We start from the raw sequence: 22681 nt of genomic DNA on the forward strand, positions 1-22681 counted from the left end.
TTGTTTATTGCTGTAAACTACTAGCTTTTCTGCTTTGGTCTTGGTGAAGTCTCTCACATAATAAATCTTTAAAGTTCTGTTCGAACAATACTTCTCGTATATGGACATCGGTTAATCTCTGCACCCATACTCCGAATTCCTCTAGATAGCTTGCCGTTTCCCGGTAGTATTGAATAAGTGCTTTCATCATTTCAACACTTTCCTTATAATCTTTTGCAATAAAAAGTAAGTGTGATAAAGATTCATTTGGTATTTTAATATACGTTTCAAAGCCTCTTTCTTCCCCAATAATAAGAATGTCTTGGCCACTTAGCTGATGTTCTTCATGAACACATGAAGAAAGTCCAATAGCAAGACGATTTGGCATTGTTAATCGTTCAAATGCTTGATCTAACTTATATGAAAGAGGAAAAATAGATTTTTGTTCGCACTCACACTCATTCCTATATGAAGCTCTTTTAATTGTAACCATCGTTTGGTCTTGCGCTAAGATTGGTAGATGGAGAGAAGTTGAAATTTCTCGAATATTCTCTCTTTTTATGCCATGCAATTCAATACGCTGTTCATGAGAGAAAGAAATGTCTGAGACATTATACTTTTTAGCTACATCTAAGACATGTTGAAGATCGTCAATGTTTGCTAATCCTCCATAAAATTGAGGAGTAAGTGAATATGTGCCATCTTTTTGCAACTGTGGATACCCCGATTCGCTCTTTTGTTGTTGCAACTCTGGATACATAATTTTTAAATAGTACTGCAATGCTTTTTGACATTTTAAACATCCTTTTTTATTACTCCATTTCAATTCTTGAACTATGCTTTCAAATGAAGTCAGTCTATGCTCTTGTATTTGTTGAATCACTTCATCTTCCGTTAGCATCGTGCATTGACACATTGATTGCTTTACAACAAATTCTTCAAAATCATCACTTTTAATATAAGAGAACAGTTCTGTCAGAAGCGGTTTACAGCCCCCGCACGAGCTTGAAGCTTTTGTACAACTTTTCACTTCATCTATCGTTTGAAGATCTTTTTCTGTTACAGCTTCAATAATGGCTCCTTTTGTCACGTTATTGCAATGACAAATCGTTTCTTCTTGAGTCATTGAACAAACTGCTGAATTTTCCCCGTCGCTTTGAAGCAAACTTAGTTTATCAATTTCTGAAACATCTTGCTTTTTAATCATCATTTCTAATAATCCTGGTCCTTCTTTTGTACTCCCAAATAACACAGCTCCCACTAAAATATCGTTTTTAAATACTAATTTCTTATAGATAGATTTAGTTTCATCTAGCACACATACAGCTTGCGTTCCGTTAGCGTCCTCAAAATCCCCGACAGAAAATAAATCTACTCCGGATATTTTTAATTGGGTAGATAAAATGGTTCCTTGATATCCATTTTCCCCTTGCTGACAAATATGATCTGCGAGCACTCGTCCTTGTTCATAAAGAGGTTTTACAAGTCCATAAACAACCCCATTGTGTTCACAGCACTCTCCTAGAGCATAAATATCACAGTCTTCTGTTTGTAGATAATCATTTACAACAATTCCTCGATTCACTGTAAGTCCGCTCTCTCTTGCTACCTCAACATTTGGTTTTACTCCTGCAGCCATAACCACCAAGTCTGCTTCAACTTTGCTTCCATCTGTGAAATGTATCTCTTCAGCTCGTTGATTACCAACAATTTCAGCTGTGTTTTTCCCTAAAAGAAAATTCATTCCTTGCCGCTCAAGCTCCTTTTTCAACATCTTAGCAGCAACCATATCAAGCTGTCGGTTCATCAGAGCATCTGCAAGATGAACAACATCAACTTTCATTCCTAAATTCATTAACCCCCTTGCAGCTTCCAATCCAAGTAGCCCACCTCCAATAACAACAGCTTTCTTATACTGCTCAGAGGCTTTTATCATTTCTTCGCAATCTTTAATTGTACGGAAAGTTTTTACTCCTTCCATATCAGCCCCCGGAATAGGAAGAATAAAAGGTGATGAACCTGTAGCAATAATTAATTTATTGTAGGCAACAGTCCGGCCTTGGTCTGTAAAAATTGTTTTTTCATTTCTATTAATCTGTGTAACAGTCTCTCCAGTAAAAAGCGTAATCCTATTCTCTTCATACCAAGAGCGCTGATGAAGCATAATGTCTTGAATTGATGTATCCCCTTGAAGAACTGTCGAAAGCAAAATACGATTGTAGTTTGTATACGGTTCAGCCCCAAAAACAGTAATATCAAATGAATTACTTCGCTTCAGAATTTCTTCAATACATCTAATTCCAGCCATTCCGTTCCCAATCAACACCAACTTTTCCCTTTGCATCTTTTACCCTCCAGCCTAAACGATTTATTTTTTATTATTTCATATGTGCTTAAAAATTGGATAAATGATGTTAAATATTCTCACATGTTCTGATAAAATTCCTTTAACTTACTTTTATTTTCATTTATCGGATAAAAAGGAAACTAATTAAATAACTGCTTCGTCTATATACGTAGAAAATTTATTTTATGTTAAAGGAGGGAACCGTATGGAGAAGTTGTCAGCTCAACAAAGAGAGAAAATCTTTGAGGAAGAACTATATACCTTAGAAACTAAAAGCTATATTACATCTGCACAACATGATGCAGTTCTTGCTTCTTACAGGCGCTATCAAGATGATGAAAAAACTAAACAGGTTATGAAAATAAAAACCACTTCACACATAGAAGAAAAAGAACCAGAAAAAGAAGAACCTATTGTAAAGACCAAAGAACCGAAAACACCTGAGCAAATTCGTGAGCGTAATATTACAGCAGTTCTTGTAACAGGTGTTATTCTCTTACTGTTTGGTGGACTTATTCTTGCTACGAGCAGTTGGGGAAGTTTGGGGGATGGCGCAAAGGTCTTCTTTATAAGCTTGATTGCTGTTGTATTTTTTGCCATGAGTGTTTTATCTTATAAACTAAAAATCTCGCAAACTGCTTTCGCTTTTCTAACTCTTGCTAGCTTGTTTATTCCAATAACCATTCTCTCAGCCTCTTATTATGAACTATTTGGTTCTTACTTTTCGCTATATGGAGAAGGACGTTGGTTTTTAGGAGTACTATCAGGACTAGTACTTTTCTTTTTATACAAGAGAATCGCAGAACGCTTTCAGTCTAAATTATTTACTGTCTTATCTCTTATTATGTTTACAATGTCTATTATTACAGGGCTAGTTTATGTCACACCAAATGCTGAAAGTTTCTTTGTTGCTCTCGTTCTAGTCAACATTCTACTAACTGTTATGAGTGAAAAAATTAAAGAAAGAAAATCATTTGCTGTTTTTAAAGAAAATGCGAACTCTTTTCTTAAAATAAAAATTACAGCAGAAGCATTTGTTATTCTTTGTCTCTATCATCATTCTGCTTTATATGCAACTGCTCTTTTACTTCTTTCTATTCTCTTTCTGATGATGTTTTTAAAAGGTTGGCATTTTCTATATCAAATTGGATTTAGCTTATCTTTTGTTTGGGGATATGTTTTATTCGTAGACACAACAATCCTTACTGAAATTAATTCTATCGCTATTTCTATGCTACCGTTATTTTTTATTGTTCTTTACATGTTTTTAAAGAGAAACGCCGTTTTAGCTCGTAACTTTCAATACTCATTCATTGGATTAACGCTTTCCGCTTTGTTTTACATTCATATTAGTGAATTTTCTTTACAGCCAAGTGTTGAATATTTATGTTCACTTGCTTTGCTTACTTTACAGCAGTTTTTTGTCACACTTTATATGAAAAACAATCTGTTTTCTATTTCAACTTTAACACTCTTTGTTTTCTTTATCTTTAGAAGTACAGAAGGCTTAGATTTATCACCTTTAATGAAAGATTGGATAACTTTTTGCATTGCTGCTGCTCTTTACATCTTCTGCTTTTTATATAGTAAAAAGCAGTGGGAAGTATTTCAGCTTGGCGGGGTAATCGTTCCAATATTAACAGGACTTTTTGTATTATCTGATATGCTTGCAAGACTAGAGTGGGAGAGTCTTGTTGTTGCATTTATGTTGTTAACTCTGATCTTTTTCTTAACTTTCAAGAAAGAAAAGAATCCATCTCTCAGTCTATATGGAGTTCCAATTAGCCTTTTGCTTTCTCTCCTTTGCTTTCTAGGTATTGTGAACACAGAGACATATATGGAAAGTGTAGGAACAAGTGGACATTTTGCACTTTGTGCACTTGTGATGGTGGGCATGGCTTTTATAATAAAGCAAGTAAATCTTAGTTCTTTTTTTAGACCATTCTTCATTGTTGCTCATAGCTCATATGCTATAGCTCTTTTTACTCTTTTATATGAATGGTTTATATTACAGGATAGTACACCAATTTTAATTTTCCTAGGTGGTACTCTTCTTTATACGCTTACACTGCGAACATTCAAATCTCGCTATTTATGGCTTCCATTAGCAATTTCAAGTTTGTTCACTTATCTATCTCTGCTAAATATCTTTCAGTGGCAAACAGCTCAGCCATATGCAAGTTTTCTTCTAACAGGTGGCGTACTATTTTTAGCTCTTTCCTATACGGTAAAAAAATATAGCACGTACGGTCACTTTATTCTTTTTTGGATGAGTCATTGTGTAACATCTTTTAGTCTATTTTTCACAATACTTTTTGATGCGCTCACGACAATAGACAGCTATCTATATACACTACCAGTCCTATGTTACGCCGTTAGTGCTTTCTACAGTGAAAAACTGTGGCAAAAATATTTATTCACATTTTTTAGCCTTTCAACTGTTTGCATAAGCTTGCTATCTGTTGTTGAAAAAATTAATAATCTAAATCTCTACTATGCGCATGGATTTTCATTAACAGCCCTTCTAGCAGCTTTGCTATGGTTAAAAACAAAAGGGGTTTGGAAAACGATTTTTGAGCATTATTGTCTTGGTATTTTAACATTGTCTATTCTAGTTTATTTAGGAGAAACAGCTGGAATTGTTGATTTTAAAAACTTTCTTGTTGTTGTTTCGCTTATTTGCTTTATGATTTATCTGTTGAACAAAAGACATTTATATATACAAATCATTTTTCCTCTATTTTGTGGGACCATATTTTATATGAGATTTATCTTCTCATCAATAGCAATAGTAAGTGTGACTGTAAGCCTTTTGCTTATCTTGCTTATGCTATTTTTCAATTATCGTTGGAAAGAAGAAGAGAAGATATCGATGCGAGTTCTTCCTTATCAGATGTTTGGATTTCTTTATATTATTGTCTTAAATGTAAGGGTATTTTCAAATCCTGAAAATTTTTGGGTTCAGTTTCTAGCAAGTATCTTTGTTCCTTTATACATTTTTGCTTTATCGATACAATATAAGTTAACAAAGATTGAAAAAGGGTACAGAGCGCTCATTATTGCTACAGCTTTCTATCCATACAGCGTTGTTTTACATCACATCGATATACCAACGCTTATTGAGCTTGAAGTATATGCTGTCCCAATTATTGTTATTTGGACATTTATATTCAGAATACTTTTCCCTACTAGTCACTCGATGGGATTAATTGAAATTGGTTCTGTTTGCATCTTCTTCATTGTTCTTATTATAGACGCACTGAACAGCAACACAGTAAACGATGCTATTTTGCTCGGGGCGTTAGCAGTCCTCTCAGCTCTAATAGGATTTATTCTAAAATTTAAATCTTATTTCTTAGGCGGAGTTGGAACTATCCTGTTAAATATTTATTTGCAAACCGATAGTTTGTGGGGAAATCTACCTTGGTGGCTTTATCTTATTCTAGGTGGAGGCTTTTTAATCGCTGTTGCTAGTTTCTTCGAATGGCGCAAACAAAAGGATCAAACAACATCCCAAGAGATTTTAAAACGGAATAAAGATAGACTTAAAGCCTGGTTCAAAAAATGGTCCTAAGTTGTATAAAAGAACGGAAAAAGGGCATGATAATAGTGTATTCCCCCTTTGTTAAATGGAAGTACTTCCGTAGTACTTCTATTTTTTTAACCTTCTTAATTACCTAGATAAAAGCCTTCATTTCTACTGATAGAAATGAAGGCTTTTACTGTCTATTTGATTTTTAAATTTGCTTTGTTCCAAACTTCTTTTCAATTTCGTTCATAAGAATATCTGCGCCTTCTTTGCTTAATACAATTTTACCGTTTAATAGGCTCAAATTCTCACTGCTAACTTCTCCTGTAATCATGCATTCTTGATGTGCTCGGTATTTTTTTAGAATAATCTGTTCGTGATCCAGGTACATCTCTACTGGCTCTTTTGCTTCTAAATTTAGTACTCTTCTTAACTCTTTTGGAAGGACGATCCTTCCTAATTCATCAACTTTACGCACCATACCTGTCGTTTTCATTTTTCTTCCCCCTCACCAGATTATAACTATCCGATACATCATTTATTGTACGCTATCCAAAAGCTTCTTTCACCTTTTCTACTAAAAAAATTATAGCTTTGCAAGATAATGAATGGCTTCAAAAAAATCACCCACAATAAGCTCTGTTGTAGGTGGATAACCTTGCTGAGCAAAATGTCCTCTTAGTCTTATTGCATTTAGTGTATGAACATCAACAGCGTGAACAGCTTCTACTAAAAATCCTTCTTTCATTGCTTTGCATTGAGCAAGTGGTGGAACAGCTAAAGCATTATAGCCAATGCTTTCTACTACCTTTTTACTCATCGCATGTGGAACAGCAACAAGAGAGCTTGTTTCTAGCTTTTTATGATCACAAGCTACATTTAGCGCATATTTCCAAAGAGGGACAGGGTGTGTTAGAGGATCGATCTGCTTATTCAGTGCTACATCAATACCAGACTGAATAGCCTTAGCAAAAGGAAATAAATCTTGAGCCGGAATTGTAAAATCACTATCTACAAACAATAAAATATCTCCTTGTGCGAGTGAAGCTCCCACTCCTCTTCCAACATCGTGGCCTAGTCGGTTTTCAAAAAGAACAACTGTTGCTCCGAGACTTTTGGCATATTCCTCTGTCTCATCTGTTGATCCGTTGATTACAACAATAATTTCAAGGGGTTCGAGCTGCCTTGCCTGAGAGATAACACTTTTAATATACTTTGCTTCATTTTGCGCTGGAACAATAACAGATAACTGTTGGCCGTCATAAAGAGTAGAGCGAACCCCCCACCCCTTTTGAACATTATAGTTTTGTATTGCTAAAATCTCTCGATTTCTTCCAACGTCCTTATATCCCCCTCTTTTGTCTCGTAAGAGCTCTTTACTAATACTTTCTACATGTTCCTTTATTACCCTCTTTTCTGAACACGATATTTTATGAAAAAATCCATTATGATGAGAAGGCCGAAATCTATTTAGCGTCTTTGTATCTATTTAATGTCTATGTTCAATTCTGCCCGCAACTTTCAACGTTTCTATAAAAGCTTCAACACTATAAGTACTTTTAATAAAATCACTTTTCACAAGAACTTCTTTTGTTAAAGCAAAAGGTGCTTTACAAAACGAACCTTTCCCACACTCTTTATGTCCTTTCCATTCAGCAACCAGTTTCTTCCAAACCTCTGTTGAGGAATGTTCTTTAGGATTCTTGTTAACTGTCACATCACAGTTTCCAAAAAGAATAGAAGTGAGAAACTGCTGAAGTTCCGAAAAAGGGAGTGCAAAGTCAGCATCGAGAAAAAGCAATACATCTCCGTTTGCTTTTTTGGCTCCTTCGACTCGAGCTGAATGCTGACCAAGCTTCTCAGTATGTTCAATTACAATACATCCGTTCTCTTTCGCAATTGTACTAGAATGATCTGTACAACCGTTTGCAACAACAATAATTTCTAATGGTTGAAAAAGTTTAATTCCTGTAATAACAGCTTTAAGTGTCTTTTCTTCATTAAAAACAGGGATAATAACAGAAAGTGATCTCATGTTTATCCTCCTATATTTTCTATGCTGTTATTACTCTATTCAACTCTTGCTTTATGTGTTATCTAATCTTTCTAGAACCTCTTGATTTCTTCCTCCATCTGTGAAACCTCCACGTTTATCCGTTTTTTGAATTAAATGATGAAGAGCTTCAGCATGGTCTCCTAAAATTCGTTCTGTTGAAGATGGAAGATTATTGTTCAATTTCTTATGATCTTTTCGAATTCTATTTGTTGTAATAACATCTACTTCGTGAACCGCCTCAACGCTAAATCCATGTTCAATTGCTAGAACTTGAGCAAGTGGTGGAACAATTAATGTTTCATAACCAATTTTCTCAAAAACTTCGCGCCGAATCGCATGAGGAATAGCTGTCATTGTGTTAATAGAAAGATCCTGTCTTTTGGCTGCAAGCATAAGAGCTTGCTTTGCTGCACTTATACAGTGAATAGGATGAAAGCGATCTAAAAAGCTGTCCAAATCATTTACCGCTACATGAATACCTTTTGCACCTGCTTCCAAAAATGGGCGCAATTCCTCTGCTTTAATAACAATATCTCCGTCTACAAACAAGCAAACTTCCCCATTACTATGAATAGCTCCGATAGCTCTTGGAACATTATGACCTAGAGAATAAGGGAAATCAAGGACAATCGCTCCCATGCTTCTCGCCTTTTTAATTGTCTCGCGATCAGCTCCATTCCCAATAACAATAATCTCTTCTACTCCAGCTTTTCTCACTTCTTCAATGACGCCCATAATTGTTTCTTTTTCTTCTCCAACTGGAATCACGGCACTATATTTTATCTTTTTTCTCCATCTACGAGCAAACTTTCCGTAATGATCTAAAACGCTACGCTTTCTTGGCCCATCTGTTAAGCCGCCCCGCTTTCCTTTCTCATTGAGAAGATAAGAAATCGCCTCAATATGATCGCCAATAATTAGATTTGTAGAAGACGGCAGCCCATCTATAAGCGTTCGGTGCGTTGCCTTAATTTTATTTGTTGTGACAACGTCAACGGCAGCGGGTGCACTAATTTTCATTCCTGCTAAAACAGCAATTGTTTGGGCAAGAGGTGGAACAGCTAAGTTCTTATAGCCAATTCGCTCTGCTGCTTTCTTGCTCATAGCATGGGGAATAGCTACAAGGGAATTCACGTGAAGATCTTCTCTCTTCAGCATGAAATTTAGCGTAAGCTTCCATACTGCTACAAAATGTGCCCGAACTTTACGGTAAAGCGTCCAGGACAAGTTGTTTAATGCAATGTCCTGGCCACTTTGAATTGCTTTAACAAAAGGACGCAACTTTGTATGGTGTATAGGAATGTCTCCATCAAGAAAAAGCAAAATATCACCTTTTGCTTCTTTTGCGCCTACTGCTCTTCCAACGTCAATACCTAACTTTTCCTCAAAAGAAATCACTCTACAGTTTAAACTTCGTGCAATTTCCTCTGTATTATCTGTTGATCCATTTGCAACAATAATGATTTCAAATGGATTTAATCCTTTTGCTTCCTTGATAACGTTTGCTATTGTATCTCCTTCATCACATGCGGGAATAATGATAGACAGCTTCATGCCGTCTCACTCTGGCTTTCAAATAATCTTACATATGTGATAATATCCAGACGGACTGTGACGTCTTCTGATGGAATATAAGGTGAATAGTTACTTGAAGTACGAATAACAGCAACGCTTTCACCTACAGACATTAATGTGCCTGTTAAAATGTCTACAGGTGTGATAATTTGCACAAGCGATCCCACTGCTTCTCTTAATGCCTCATTAAACATATAAATAGCCTCCTCTCTATTAAGCTTGATAGATTGCAATAATGCTATCAAAAGGTAATAAAATCGTAGTCTCTGAGCTTTCTTCGAGAACTAGATAGTCTTCTCCAACTAAAACAATCGTTCCATTTAACATATTTACTGTTGTTGAAATGACCACTTCTTGATTCAAGTATTGTTCTGCAATCTCTTTAAAAGGAGATTCTTCACTTTCTTCTAAAATACTCAAAAGGTATTCTCTGAACTCGTCAGAAAATAGCACTTCTTCTACAGCTTCTTTTGTATGCTTTTCAATAAATTCACCAAAAGCATTTGAAAATAGGATATCTCTTATTCGTTTTACAACGGATTTGAAGCAAATAAACAACACAACATAACCTCCAATCAGTTCTATCCGTATTCTATGCAACAGGCTTATCCATGCTGCTTTAATAATATATACATTTGGATAAAATTCGTGAGGTAGAGAAGCCTATTTTCCAGCCTATTTCTATAAAAATGGGACATTAACTAGAAAAAAGAGAAGGCTTCATAGAGCCCTCTCCTTTGTTCATATTATTGATGACTATCTTGATACAAATGGATTTCCCTCAATCCAAAAACGCCAAGGGTAATCTCTTGCTTCTCCGCTATTCTCAATTCCTATTCTTGGCCCACTGCTAATTTGATTTGGTAAGATACCTTTTTTAATATAGAGAGGTGGTTGGCGAATATCGTGTCCATAATCCTCCATTGTGATCCCTAATGCTTTTGTAAGCTTTCCAGGTCCATTTGTAAGCTGCACTTCTTTTTTCACAGCCTGCCCTCTCCGTTCATACATCAGCGGAATACCTGTAGCAGGCTCTACAGCCCTTATGAGAACAGCCTCAGGTTTGCCTTCTTCAGCGCTTACAATATTCACCAAACAATGTCTATGCATTGTGTATGTATAAACATACCCCTGTTTTCCAAACATTACTTCCGTTCGCTTTGTTCGTCTATTATTAAAACTGTGGGCAGCTCGATCTTCTGGTCCTTTATATGCTTCAGTTTCCACAATATAGCCGGAAGCAATGCCGTCCTCTGTTTCCTTTATAAGTAAACATCCTAGCAAAGATTGAGCAAGTTCGATTGTTGGCTGTGTAAAAAATTCCGGTTGAAAATCCATAGAGTGCCTTCCTTTCTATTTTTGTTTGCCCTTCATTTCTTTTCTGTGTTATGATACCCAAGATACTGCTAGGAAACACATGAGCTTATCTTTTTAACAAAAAGCACATTACATAGTTTACCAATTTAATAGTAGTTCTTTTAGCTAAACAAACGTTTATTTAACTCTTAATCTTTTCCAGTAGAAGAAAATGAGTATTCTTTTTCACCTTTTTGCAGTATATAATAAGAACGTTAAGTTAAGATTTTACTTTGTGTTAAGAGGAGATTTTAAAATGATTGATATGTTTGATTTACTGAAAGCTCTGATTCTTGGAATTGTGGAAGGTCTGACAGAATTTGCTCCTGTTTCTTCGACAGGCCATATGATTATCGTTGATGATTTATTGTTAAAATCAAAAGAGATTTTAACAGAACCTGTTGCAAATACGTTCAAAGTAGTCATTCAGCTCGGCTCTATTTTAGCCGTTGTTATTGTATTTAAGGATCGATTTATTGATTTGCTTGGTTTGAACCGTAAAAAGCACTACGCAACTGAAAATCGTCTAAAGCTAGGGCAAGTTATTGTAGGTCTACTCCCAGCTGCTGTACTCGGTCTCTTATTTGAAGACTTTATCGATGAGCATCTATTTTCTATTAACACCGTAATATATAGTCTTGTAGCAGGAGCTATTTTAATGATTATTGCGGATATTGTGAGCCGTAACAAACCGCAAATCAATACGATTGACAAAATAACGTACAAGCAGGCACTTGGCGTTGGTCTTTTCCAATGTATTGCTCTTTGGCCAGGGTTCTCTAGATCAGGGGCAACAATCTCAGGCGGGGTTTTACTAGGTATGTCTCACCGTGCTGCTGCTGACTTTACATTTATTATGGCTGTTCCTGTAATGGCTGGAGCAAGCTTTTTATCTCTCCTAAAGAACTGGCAGTACTTCTCAATGGATGTTCTTCCATTCTTTATTATTGGATTTATTAGTGCATTTGTTTTCGCCCTAGTATCCATCCGCTTTTTCTTAAAATTAATTAACCGAATCAAATTACTTCCTTTTGCGATTTATCGAATCATCATTGCGATTATCATTTATATCGTATTTCTATAATAAAAAAGGCCCGTACTCTTTTAACAGAGTACGGGCCTTTTAATTTCAAGAAAATGTTAGTTAGCATCTAATGGTGCTGGTTTTCTCTTCATAATTTCATTTGCTTTCTTACCGTCAAATTGACCTTGCCAATGTGACATAACAACAGCTGCAAGAGCATTTCCCACTAAGTTAACAACTGTTCTTGCCATATCCATAATACGGTCAACCCCTGCGATAAATGCTAAACCTTCAGCAGGCACACCAATTGAACCAAGCGTTGCTAGAAGTACAACGAATGATGTTCCAGGTACAGCAGCCATTCCTTTTGATGTTACCATCAATACAAGAACAAGTGTAATTTGATGCCAAATTGTTAAATCAATACCGTACACTTGAGCTAAGAAAAGAGCTGCAATCGATTGATAGAGAACAGAGCCGTCCAAGTTAAACGTATATCCAATTGGAATTACGAAAGAAACGATAGATTTTGGGCAACCAATTTCCTCCATCTTCTTCATAATTCTTGGAAGTACTGTTTCTGAACTTGATGTACTGTAAGCAAGCAAGAGCTCGTCCTTTAAATAAGCAAGCATTCTGAAAATATTAACATTTGCAATTTTAGCGATAATTCCTAGTACAACGATTAGGAAGAAGATAAGCGCTGCGTAAACAAGAATGATAAGTTTACCAAGCGACATCAACGAATCAAAACCGAACTTAGAAACTGTAACTCCAATAAGCGCAAATACCCCAAATGGAGCAAACTTCATAATCATATTTACGACATTAAACATCGCTTGTGCTGTTGCATCAAAAAATGCAATAACAGGCTTTCCTCTTTCACCAAGCTTAGAAATTCCTAGTGCAAAGAAAACCGTGAAGAAAATAATCGCAAGCATATCTCCTTCAGCTAGTGATTTGAACAAGTTGGTTGGCACAATATGCAAAAATGTTTCTGCCACAGACTTTTGACTTTCTTCTTCTGATGTTTCTACATATTGACCAATGTCTGTTTTCTGAGCAGACTCTATATCAACACCTTGTCCTGGCTGAAAGATATTTGCTAAAAATAGACCAATGATAATTGCAAATGTTGTTACAATTTCAAAGTAAGCAATCGTTTTTACGCCCAAAGATCCAACTTTCTTACTATCGCCAGTTCCTGCAATTCCAACAATAAGACTTGCAACTACGATTGGAATTACAATCATTTTAATTAATCTTAAAAAGATATCTCCAATTGGTTGAAGATATGTTTCAACATTAGGGTTCCCGAACCAAATCGCACCGACTGCAATCCCTAAAATTAAACCAAGGAAGATTTGCGAGGCTAGTCCGAACTTAAACTTCTTTTTCATAGGTGTCCTCCCTTATAGTGACAATTCGCTAAATAGTCACAACATTATAATCATACGTTATGCATTATACATGTTTCTGACCAATTAATCTATGTAAAATTCTAACTAAATCAAAAATCGGACACGCTTACATTGTTAAAACCCCTTTATAAGCCTTATTATTTCATATCATACATAATTCATGTTAAAATAAATTATGTATGATATAACGAGGTGATAAAATTGCAGTTTGTGGAACCAATTCGCAGCAAAGAAAAAATCTTAGAAATAAAAGCTATTCTAAAAAAGAAGAATTTCAGAGATTACGTTTTATTCTCTCTTGGCATTAATTCTGGTTTGAAAATTCATGATTTATTAAATTTACGAATAAAAGATGTTTTAACAGAGGAAGGATTTGTAAAAGAGTATATTGATGTCCCGTTTCATGGAGAGGATATACAACGTTTCCATATTAGTAGAATATGTAAATCAGCCATTTCTGATTATCTACAAAATAGATCATATGACAGTCTAGATGAACCGCTTTTTGTTTCTAAGAAACAAAACAAAGGAAAACAGCCCCTTCTAAGACAGCAGGCATACAAAATTATTAATGATGCTGCTCGTCTAGCTGGGTTAACCGAGCGAATTGGAACCCATACGCTAAGGAAAACTTTTGGATATCATGCTTATCAATCAGGTGTTCCTGTTGAACAAATTCAAAAAATGTTTCATCACAGTTCACCAAACGCTACGCTCCACTATATTGGAGTTGTACCAAAGCAAAGGGATCATTCTTCAATTGACTTAAACTTATAAACATATAAAGCATAAGGACAGTCAATACTGAAGTTATCTATACAGTTGGAGGGATTAAAATGGGTATTAAAGAATCAGATTTACCTGGTATTGGTCGAAAGTTTGAAATTCTTACAAAAGAAAATGAGAAGTTAACAATTATTGTTCATGATGATGGACGACGTGAAGTGTATCATTTTGATGAAGACGATCATGATGAAATTCTCTCAAGCATTACGTTAGAGGATAATGAAGCACGACAAATAGCCGCTATCTTAGGTGGAATGGTATACAAACCACAAGCTCTTGAATCTATTGAAGTCGCATTTGATGATTTAATTATTGAATGGTTTAAAGTTGAGCCTGGTTCAAAGGCTGTTGGCAGAACACTTGGGGAATTAGACGTAAGACAAAATTATGGCGTTACGGTTATTGCCATCATAAAAAAAGATAAACAAAAGCTCACAAACCCTGGTGCGGACGCTGTTGTTGAAAGTCATGATCGCCTTGTTTTATCTGGGGAACGAAAGGAACTAAAAACACTAGAAACAAGCCTACTCTCAAAGGGGGATGGATAATTAATGGATCATTTGGTATTTGAAGTCGGCACCGCTTTACTGCTTGTTGCAATAGCGGCGCTTATTGCTAACAAAATTAAATTTTCAATCATCCCTTTCCTCATCATCTTAGGGATGCTTGTTGGACCTCATGCTCCACAAATCGGAATTATTGATTTGAGATTTATCGAAAGCTCAGAAATTATTGCTTTCTTCGGACGGATGGGAGTTCTATTCCTCCTCTTCTACCTTGGACTAGAATTCTCAGTTGGAAAACTGATTAAATCAGGCCGTTCTATCGCGATTGGCGGCTCCATCTATATTGCGATTAACTTCAGTTTAGGTCTTGCATATGGTTTCATCGCAGACTTTCCACTTCTTGAAGTTCTAATCATTGCAGGAGTTATCACTATTTCTTCAAGTGCTATTGTTGCTAAAGTACTTGTTGATTTGAGACGTACCGCAAACTCCGAAACGGAACTTATTCTAGGCATTATCATGTTTGAAGACATTTTCCTTGCCGTATATTTATCCGTTATTTCTGGTCTTGTTTTAGGAGATTCTACTTCTATTACAGGTGCCTTAACCTCTATTCTTATTGCTCTTGGCTATATGCTATTGTTTTTCATCATTGCACGAAAAGCACCACCCCTATTAAACAAACTATTTAATATCCGTTCCAATGAAGTATTCATTATCGTCATTTTTGCCGTTCTCTTTTTTGTAGCGGGATTTTCTGAAACAATTCATGTTGCAGAAGCAATCGGCGCCCTTTTACTTGGTCTTGTATTCTCTGAGACGGAGCATTCTGAACGTATTGAGAAACTTGTTGTTCCATTTCGTGATTTCTTCGGTGCCCTCTTTTTCTTCAGCTTCGGCTTGAGTATTGATCCACTTTCATTAGGCGACGCCCTTTGGTTGTCACTTGGAGCTGTTCTTCTTACAATCTTAGGTAACTTTATTGCTGGAATGATTGCAGGAAGACGAGCAGGACTTTCTCATAAAGCCTCATCTAATATTGGATTAACCATTGTTTCTCGTGGCGAATTTTCAATTATTGTTGCAAACCTAGGGATCGCAGGCGGCTTATCTGCTACACTAAAACCATTTGCTGCATTATACGTGCTGATCCTAGCTATTTTAGGGCCTTTATTAACAAAAGAATCCAAACATATTTTCAACTTCTTAAATAAGATCTTCAAATGGCAAAAACCAAAAGAGAAGAAGAAGAAAGAAAGAAGCCTTTCTTAAAAAACAAACAACCTTAGTGATGTTTCGCTAAGGTTGTTTACTTTATCACAATTTCCTTATTTAGATTATATTTCAATAACTGCTTTAATTACTTTTTCCTTTGGATTTAACCACTGTTGAAATGCTTTCGGCATCTCTTCAAAGCTCGTACGATGTGTAATATAAAGCTCTAAGTCTATCTTCTTATTTTTAAGCATTTCTATTACTTTATAAAAATCTTCTTTTGTAGCATTACGACTGCCTAGTAATGTTAGCTCTTTTTTATGAAATTCTGGATTAAAGAAAGTTAGATGTGATTTCACTAGTCCTACATAAACTAACTTGCCTCCATGTGCTGGATAATGAAAGGCTTCTTCCATCGACTTTACGTTACCTGTTGCATCAAATACAATGGTTGGCAAATCTTCATTGGTTAATGTTTGTAATGTTTCCAACGGGCTGTTGGCACCGTTAATCGTATAATCAATATTTGCCCATTTTTTTGCAAAGTCTAATCGTTCATTACTAATATCCATTCCAATAACTGTTGCACCTGACTCTTTTGCAAAAGCCATTACTCCTAATCCAATTGGTCCTGCCCCAATGACAAGCACCACATCCTCTTTTTGAACATGAGCTCGATTCACAGCGTGTGCACCAATACTCAAAGGCTCTACCATTGCTGCTTCATCTAGAGACAAACCGCTTGTATCTAGGAGATGATCTGAGGGAACAGCGATAACCTCGCTCATCCCTCCATCAATATGAACTCCCATTACTCGCATATCTGTGCAACAATTTGTTTTTCCTTTTCTACATGCAATACATTGTCCACACTCCATATAAGGGATAATTGACACTTGATTTCCTTTTTGCAAACTAGAATGGCTTTCTGGTGCTTCGTCAATATAGCCAGAAAGCTCATGCCCGAGAACACGAGGATATGTGAAAAAAGGTTGATTTCCTTGATATGCATGAAGATCTGTTCCACATATACCAATTCTCTTCACTTTCACTAACGCTTCCTTCTCTGTTCGGACAGGTATTTCTGTTTCAACAACTTTAAACTGATGTGGCTCTGTACATACAATTCTTTTCATTACTGATTTCCTCCTTATAGATTTGTCTTATCGATCGTGCTCTATTTGAACATTTATCCTACAATGGTTTGACAATTGGACGTACAAAGCGAATAACAGCTAGGGAAGCAAAAACAGCTAACCCTCCAGCAAGAAGAAAGGCTGATGTATATGTTCCAGACGTATCAACAAGATATCCCGTTAAAGTTGGTCCAATAATTCCTGCCGTATTAGCAAGAAAATGCATAAACCCTCCAACAGAGCCAACATTATCTTTATCAACAACATCATTAACAATTGCCCAATAAATAGCTCCTGTTAAATATAAGAAAAAGACTGATAAAGCAACAAGCGTTACAGCTCCAATTGTTGTTGTGACTAGGCCTGCTAATCCAATGCAAACAGCTGATAAAAACAAACATGTAACAAGAACAGCCTTACGCGAAAATAAAACACCTTTTTTAATAAACTTCTTAAAGAAGAAATCTGAAACAAACCCACCTAATGCTAATCCGATAAATCCCAGAACCCAAGGAATAACAGTAATAATACTCATATTTCCTACACTTAAACCACGCGCATCTACTAGATAAGTTGGAAACCAAGTTAGAAAGAAAAACAAAATATAATTATAGGAAAAAAATGCAAAAGCAGTAAATAAGATCGTTTTTTGCTTTAAATAAAATGTAAGCTTTAGCTTCCCTTTTCCCGCCTTCTCTTTTTTATCTTCTTCATTTTCAGCAGAGACGGCAACTTGTTTTGAAGAAAGAGAAGCACTTCCTTCTGCTGCTTGAGGCCCTTCCTTTACAAACTTCCACCAAAAGAATGACCAAATAAGCCCGATAATCATAATAACAATGAATGATACTCTCCAACCGTACGATAAAGCTATAAAACCAACGATTGGTCCAGAAATGGCTCCTCCTAAAGGTGTACCGCTGTTTGTAAGTCCAATAACTGTTGCTCTATTACTGGGGGGAAACCAATTGTTGACCATCTTACTAATTGTTGCAGATAAAGGTCCCTCTCCCATTCCAAAAAGAATTCGAATAACAATCATACTTACAAAACCAACAGCTAATACTAGGGCTCCGCTAAACAATGACCAAACAATCATTGCCACAAACAGCGTAAGTTTAGCTCCATATTTATCTGAAGCAACTCCCCCAAGGAAGTTAAAAATAGCATATCCAACAGAAAAGCTACTAAAAATGATTCCCATTTCAGTTGCCGAAAGGGATAAATCCTCTTGAATAAATGGTGCCGCTATAGAAAGTGCTGAACGATCCAAGTAATTAATAACACCTGCCAAAAACAAAAAAACGATTACAATTCCTCTACCTTGTGAAAACATAAATGCCCCCCTTAAAGTTTGACTTTCAAGATCGGAAGCGGTTTCATTTAAAAACTGAAAAACTCAACTAAATCGTTTTACTATTTTTGAATCATACTCATTTAGAGACTTTCCTTAACAAGAACTTCTAATTACAAGTTCAGGCATCATCCGGTAGATATCGTTTTTTACTCTTTCTTTTTTTATTTGACAAAGAAGAAGTTCAGACGAAAATCTCCCCATCTCAACAGAAGGTTGTTTGATTGCTGTAATAGTTGGTGTATAAAAGCTTGCAAATGGAACATCATCTATACTAATAAGAGCTATGTCTTCTGGAATACGCAAATTTTGTTTCTTCACAAAACGCAATACTTCATGAAGAACAATATCATTTGCAGCTAATATAGCCTGAGGCGGTATTTTTAGTTGATACATTTGTGATAAAGAAGCTTGAATTTCCGCTTGTTCTGAGTTTCTAATATAGGATGAATTTAGCGGTATTCCATGAGCTATGAGCGCTTCTTTGTATCCTTGTATTCTTTCTATACGTGGAGTAATATTGCGGATAATAGAAGTTGTAATAATGGAAATGTTGGTATATCCTTTTTCAACAAAGTGATCAACAGCTAGTTTTGCAGCTAATTTGTTATCAAGAATGACTGTGGCAATATCAAGTTCTTCAATTGTTCGATCCATAAAAACAATTGGAAATTCATCTTCTTTCATTTTTTTATATAAAGTAAGGTTATCTCCAGTTGGAAATATGATAATTCCATCTACTTGCTTGGCTCTGAGCATCTCAATGTAATTCTTTTCTTTTTCAGGATTGTCGTCTGCATTGCACACTATAATATGAAATCCCTGCTCATAGTAATAATTTTCAATCGCTCGTATCACTTGGGTTGAGAAATTGTGAAGAATATTTGCGATGACAACTCCAATCGTAAAAGTTGCTTTTTGTTTTAGACTGCGTGCAACAATATTAGGCTTGTAATCTAGAATACGGATAGATTCTTCAATTCGTTTACGTGTTTTCTCACTCATATATTCATAGCGTTTGTTTAAAAATTGTGAAATGGTACTTTTTGATACTTTTGCATGTTTCGCAACGTCAGTAATTGTAATATTCTTCATAATCATCCTTCCCATCTTGTAAGATAGGTGAGTGCAGGGTAAAAAAATCAAAAAATTCACACTATTGAGCACACTATAAATTCACCATTTTCATATCTTTCCGCATTTCTTATCTTCTAAAGCTTCACTGTAGCATTATCTTCTCCATACCACCGAAACTTTATATTCAATACTCTCTGCTCCTTCCGCCTATATAATAGTTAAGAGCTATTTATAGAAAGCAAATACAATATTTAAAACGCTTTCATTTCTTCGGAAAATGATTATGGGGATTAGTCATTTAATGTGATAACAGCTTTGCGTACTTGTTCTGGATAATTTTCGATAAAATCAAAAGCTTCTTGTACACGAGAAAGTGGAAATTTATGAGTAATCAATCCATTATGTGAAAGCTTTCCTTTATTTAAATACTGAACAATAGTTGAAAACTGATGTGTTTGAAGTCTTGATCCCGTAATAGTAACTTCCTTTTTTGTGATGGGCAACTGAGGAATTGAAGCTGGTCGTTCGTCAAATCCTAATACAACAATATTTCCTGCTTGAGAGACAACATCAACGGAAAGTTCAAATGTTGACGGCAAACAAACAGCATCAATTACGATATTGACTCCTTCCCTATTTGTCCATTCCTTAACTCTTGTTCTAACATCCTCTCTACCCACATGCACAACAGCATCTGCTCCACTTTCTTTTGCAAATTGAAGTCGTTCTTCATTAAGATCTGTCATCATGACAGTTGCACCTTTCATTTTAGCTAACTTTAATATACAAATCCCAATAGGTCCAGCTCCTTGAATAAGAACAGAATCTCCCTTTTCAACGTTCCCTCGCCATGTCGCCTGAGCTCCAATTGTATAGGGTTCCGCTAGTACAATATCATCCCAACTTAAACTTTTGTTAACAAGATGAAGCTGCTTCTCGGAAAGAACAATATATTCCCTTAATCCCCCATCTTCATGAACACCGAAAACAGATAAATTGCTACACACATTTGGTCTGCCTTTTCGACAAGCATAACAATTTCCACAATAGCTTATAGGTTCAATAACAACATGATCACCTTTTTTAAGTTTATCTACCTCTCTACCAACGTCTACAACTTCACCTGCCACTTCATGACCTACAACTCTTGGCAATGTTGCGAGTGGGTTTGTACCATGATAAATATGCATATCTGTTCCACAAATTCCTACACGCTTCACTTTTACAAGTACATCTGTTGGAAATTTCAGTTCAGCTTTCTCGACTTCTACCTCAACGAGATTATGGGCACCCTTTACCTGAATAGCTTTCATATCTCACCTCAAAGATTTAAGTTTATTCCTGTAATAAAGCTAAAGTTTCACATCTCTCTTCGTGTGAATAAAGATTATAGTATGAAAGATACGACGCTCTCTACACTTGGCTAGATAGAAAAGTTATACTTTTTCTAAAACGATTTAGTAAAACCAAAATGTAAGCGCGGACATTTTCATTAAACCTTTTTCATACTATAATTTATTAATCTTCATTCTAACTCTATGCTGCTCCACAAATGACAATGTCTCTTTTTATCTCTTAACTCCTTCTTCTACTTTAAGCTCCCTAAATCCTTCAACAAAAAAACTCAAAAGAGGATTCTTGTATTATAATGTCCCTCTTTTGAGCTTTGATTTATTATAATTTTAATGTATACATATATCCTTAATTTACTTTTGCTTTCTTTGGACTTTCTTCTATATATTCATATTCATCGACCCAATAATCAGCATTTTTAATATCGAGTGCACGCGGATCAAAGACTGGATCAACCCCTTGCTTCCGCTGTCTTTCATAATCTTTGAAAACTTTTAAGGCCGGCTTTGCTAAGATTAAGAGTGCAATCATATTTAACCAAACCATAACTCCTAAACCAATATCACCTAATGCCCATGCAAGACTCGCCGTCTTGATGGATCCGTAAAATGTAGCAGCAAGAAGAACTAACTTCAAAAGGAAAGAGAGCCATTTATTTTCCCTTCCTTTCAGAAGGTAAACAAGGTTTGTTTCAGCTATATAGTAATAAGCCATAATCGTTGTAAAAGCAAAAAATAGAAGTGATATAGCTACGAACCCTGCGCCAAAACCTGGGAAACTCGTCTCAATTGCCGCTTGCGTATAAGCAGGACCAACTTCAACTCCAGGCATGTTATTGACAATATACTCTCCTGATGGAGCTTGAGTGCTATATGTTCCAGTAAAAAGAATTGCAAAAGCTGTTGCTGAACAGACTAGAAGCGTGTCAACATAAATAGAGAAAGCTTGAACAAGTCCCTGTTTCGCTGGATGAGACACCTCGGCTGCCGCTGCCGCATGCGGTCCAGTTCCTTGTCCAGCTTCATTTGAATAAATCCCTCGCTTAATTCCCCATGTAATTGCCATTCCGACAATGGCTCCAAATGCTGAATCAAGTCCAAATGCGCTTTTAAAAATTAAAGCTATTACATTTGGTAACTCTTGAATATTCAGTGCCATAATGATAAGAGAAACAAAAATATAGCCTAAAGCCATAAAAGGTACTACATACTGTGCCACATTAACAATTCGTTTAACACCACCAAGGATGATAATAGCAAGCACAACAACAATTCCAACCCCTGAGATAACAGGTTTAATTCCAAAAGCATTTTCTAATCCAGCAGATATTGAATTAGATTGAATGCCAGGCATTAATAAACTCATTGCTAATATTGAGGCAATGGCAAAAATAACTCCATACCAACGCCATCCAATTCCCTTTTCAATATAATAAGCAGGGCCTCCTCGGTACTGCCCCCCTTGTTTAACTTTATACACTTGCCCTAATGTTGATTCTACAAAAGCTGTTGCAGCTCCTATAAAGGCAATGAGCCATATCCAAAAGACAGATCCAGGTCCACCAAGAGCAATAGCCGTAGCAATTCCCGCTATATTCCCTGTGCCTACACGTCCTGATAGAGCTAGAGAAAGGGCTTGGAAAGATGATACTCCTGCTTCTGAACTTTTTCCTTTGAACATAAGAACAATCATTTCTTTAATAAGCCTTAATTGAAGGACTCTTGTAGCTAGTGTAAAGAATAAACCAATCCCTAAACAAAGATAAAGCATTGGCATGCTCCATAACCAGCCACTTAAATTCGTTATAAAACCTTCCATTCCCATTCCCCCTTTTTTGATTACAAAAAAGAATTATGTAGTACATCTCTTATCCTATGTTACATAAATATACATTTCACCTGAATTGTAATGAAAGCTTACACTTTAGTTCCCCATTGAAAGTCAAAGCTCCTCCTTTTTTCCTATTATAT

Annotated in this window: 19 protein-coding genes; 5 read left to right on the top strand and 14 right to left on the bottom strand. The window is 35.9% G+C overall.

Translation table 11 applies throughout. The features are described 5' to 3' along the window. Nucleotides 1-4: 4 nt before the first annotated feature. Nucleotides 5-2323, bottom strand: a complete 2319-nt coding sequence (gene nirB, locus B9N79_RS19680) for a nitrite reductase large subunit NirB (protein ID WP_048896690.1) — start codon at nucleotides 2321-2323, stop codon at nucleotides 5-7. A 208-nt stretch (nucleotides 2324-2531) separates the two neighbouring features. Here nirB and B9N79_RS19685 point away from each other — a divergent pair, with 208 nt between their 5' ends. Beyond that, nucleotides 2532-5900, top strand: coding sequence for a hypothetical protein (locus B9N79_RS19685; RefSeq protein WP_046218122.1), 3369 nt, complete (start codon nucleotides 2532-2534; stop codon nucleotides 5898-5900). A 163-nt stretch (nucleotides 5901-6063) separates the two neighbouring features. Here B9N79_RS19685 and B9N79_RS19690 read toward each other — a convergent pair whose 3' ends face one another. From B9N79_RS19690 to B9N79_RS19720, 7 genes are all read right to left on the bottom strand, one after another. Beyond that, entirely contained in the window at nucleotides 6064-6351 is a 288-nt protein-coding gene (locus B9N79_RS19690; RefSeq protein ID WP_019390547.1) for an AbrB/MazE/SpoVT family DNA-binding domain-containing protein, read from the bottom strand. 90 nt (nucleotides 6352-6441) lie between these two features. After that, nucleotides 6442-7344 (bottom strand): glycosyltransferase family 2 protein, encoded by a 903-nt coding sequence (locus B9N79_RS19695; protein ID WP_085118824.1) that lies wholly within the window; start codon nucleotides 7342-7344, stop codon nucleotides 6442-6444. Then, a complete protein-coding gene (locus B9N79_RS19700) occupies nucleotides 7345-7890 on the bottom strand; it encodes a glycosyltransferase family 2 protein (RefSeq protein ID WP_085118826.1) in 546 nt (181 codons plus the stop codon). A gap of 51 nt (nucleotides 7891-7941) precedes the next feature. Continuing rightward, a complete protein-coding gene (locus B9N79_RS19705) occupies nucleotides 7942-9465 on the bottom strand; it encodes a glycosyltransferase family 2 protein (RefSeq protein WP_046218120.1) in 1524 nt (507 codons plus the stop codon). Beyond that, nucleotides 9462-9680: a hypothetical protein gene (locus tag B9N79_RS19710; RefSeq protein ID WP_040060699.1), complete on the bottom strand. Its 219-nt coding sequence runs from the start codon at nucleotides 9678-9680 to the stop codon at nucleotides 9462-9464. Before B9N79_RS19710 ends, B9N79_RS19705 begins: the two co-directional genes overlap by 4 nt. A gap of 19 nt (nucleotides 9681-9699) precedes the next feature. After that, nucleotides 9700-10047 (bottom strand): DUF2642 domain-containing protein, encoded by a 348-nt coding sequence (locus tag B9N79_RS19715; protein ID WP_019390543.1) that lies wholly within the window; start codon nucleotides 10045-10047, stop codon nucleotides 9700-9702. Nucleotides 10048-10242: 195 nt separating this feature from the next. After that, the gene (locus B9N79_RS19720; protein WP_040060701.1) at nucleotides 10243-10824 is read right to left on the bottom strand and encodes a DNA-3-methyladenine glycosylase; all 582 of its coding nucleotides are present in this window, start codon (nucleotides 10822-10824) and stop codon (nucleotides 10243-10245) included. A 274-nt stretch (nucleotides 10825-11098) separates the two neighbouring features. Between B9N79_RS19720 and B9N79_RS19725 the strand changes: the two genes are divergently transcribed. Continuing rightward, complete coding sequence (locus B9N79_RS19725) at nucleotides 11099-11926, top strand: undecaprenyl-diphosphate phosphatase (RefSeq protein ID WP_019390541.1); 828 nt, start codon at nucleotides 11099-11101, stop codon at nucleotides 11924-11926. A 56-nt stretch (nucleotides 11927-11982) separates the two neighbouring features. Here the strand turns inward: B9N79_RS19725 and B9N79_RS19730 are convergent, their stop codons facing one another. Next, on the bottom strand, nucleotides 11983-13266 hold the full coding sequence (locus B9N79_RS19730) for a glutamate/proton symporter GltT (RefSeq protein WP_019390540.1): 1284 nt from the start codon (nucleotides 13264-13266) through the stop codon (nucleotides 11983-11985). Nucleotides 13267-13497: 231 nt separating this feature from the next. Between B9N79_RS19730 and B9N79_RS19735 the strand changes: the two genes are divergently transcribed. The 3 genes from B9N79_RS19735 to B9N79_RS19745 are packed head-to-tail and all read left to right on the top strand — an operon-like array spanning nucleotide 13498 to nucleotide 15851. Beyond that, nucleotides 13498-14064 (top strand): tyrosine-type recombinase/integrase, encoded by a 567-nt coding sequence (locus B9N79_RS19735; RefSeq protein ID WP_239695499.1) that lies wholly within the window; start codon nucleotides 13498-13500, stop codon nucleotides 14062-14064. Between the two features lie 59 nt (nucleotides 14065-14123). Further along, nucleotides 14124-14621 carry a cation:proton antiporter regulatory subunit gene (locus B9N79_RS19740; protein ID WP_040060705.1) on the top strand — a complete coding sequence of 166 codons (498 nt, stop codon included), beginning with the start codon at nucleotides 14124-14126 and terminating at the stop codon, nucleotides 14619-14621. 3 nt (nucleotides 14622-14624) lie between these two features. Next, the gene (locus B9N79_RS19745) at nucleotides 14625-15851 is read left to right on the top strand and encodes a cation:proton antiporter (RefSeq protein ID WP_040060707.1); all 1227 of its coding nucleotides are present in this window, start codon (nucleotides 14625-14627) and stop codon (nucleotides 15849-15851) included. A 65-nt stretch (nucleotides 15852-15916) separates the two neighbouring features. On the opposite strand, the gene B9N79_RS19750 is transcribed toward B9N79_RS19745, so the two are convergent. The 5 genes from B9N79_RS19750 to B9N79_RS19770 form a co-directional block, all read right to left on the bottom strand. Then, nucleotides 15917-16930 carry a zinc-binding alcohol dehydrogenase family protein gene (locus B9N79_RS19750; protein WP_040060709.1) on the bottom strand — a complete coding sequence of 338 codons (1014 nt, stop codon included), beginning with the start codon at nucleotides 16928-16930 and terminating at the stop codon, nucleotides 15917-15919. Nucleotides 16931-16988: 58 nt separating this feature from the next. Next, the gene (locus B9N79_RS19755; RefSeq protein WP_040060711.1) at nucleotides 16989-18263 is read right to left on the bottom strand and encodes an MFS transporter; all 1275 of its coding nucleotides are present in this window, start codon (nucleotides 18261-18263) and stop codon (nucleotides 16989-16991) included. A 114-nt stretch (nucleotides 18264-18377) separates the two neighbouring features. Further along, nucleotides 18378-19376: a LacI family DNA-binding transcriptional regulator gene (locus tag B9N79_RS19760; RefSeq protein ID WP_040060713.1), complete on the bottom strand. Its 999-nt coding sequence runs from the start codon at nucleotides 19374-19376 to the stop codon at nucleotides 18378-18380. A 272-nt stretch (nucleotides 19377-19648) separates the two neighbouring features. Continuing rightward, nucleotides 19649-20671: a zinc-binding alcohol dehydrogenase family protein gene (locus B9N79_RS19765; protein WP_040060715.1), complete on the bottom strand. Its 1023-nt coding sequence runs from the start codon at nucleotides 20669-20671 to the stop codon at nucleotides 19649-19651. A gap of 388 nt (nucleotides 20672-21059) precedes the next feature. Then, complete coding sequence (locus tag B9N79_RS19770; protein WP_048896689.1) at nucleotides 21060-22529, bottom strand: alanine/glycine:cation symporter family protein; 1470 nt, start codon at nucleotides 22527-22529, stop codon at nucleotides 21060-21062. Between the last annotated feature and the right edge of the window lie 152 nt (nucleotides 22530-22681).

This window comes from Priestia filamentosa, assembly GCF_900177535.1.
In the GTDB taxonomy this organism is placed as follows: Bacteria; Bacillota; Bacilli; order Bacillales; family Bacillaceae_H; genus Bacillus_I; species Bacillus_I filamentosa.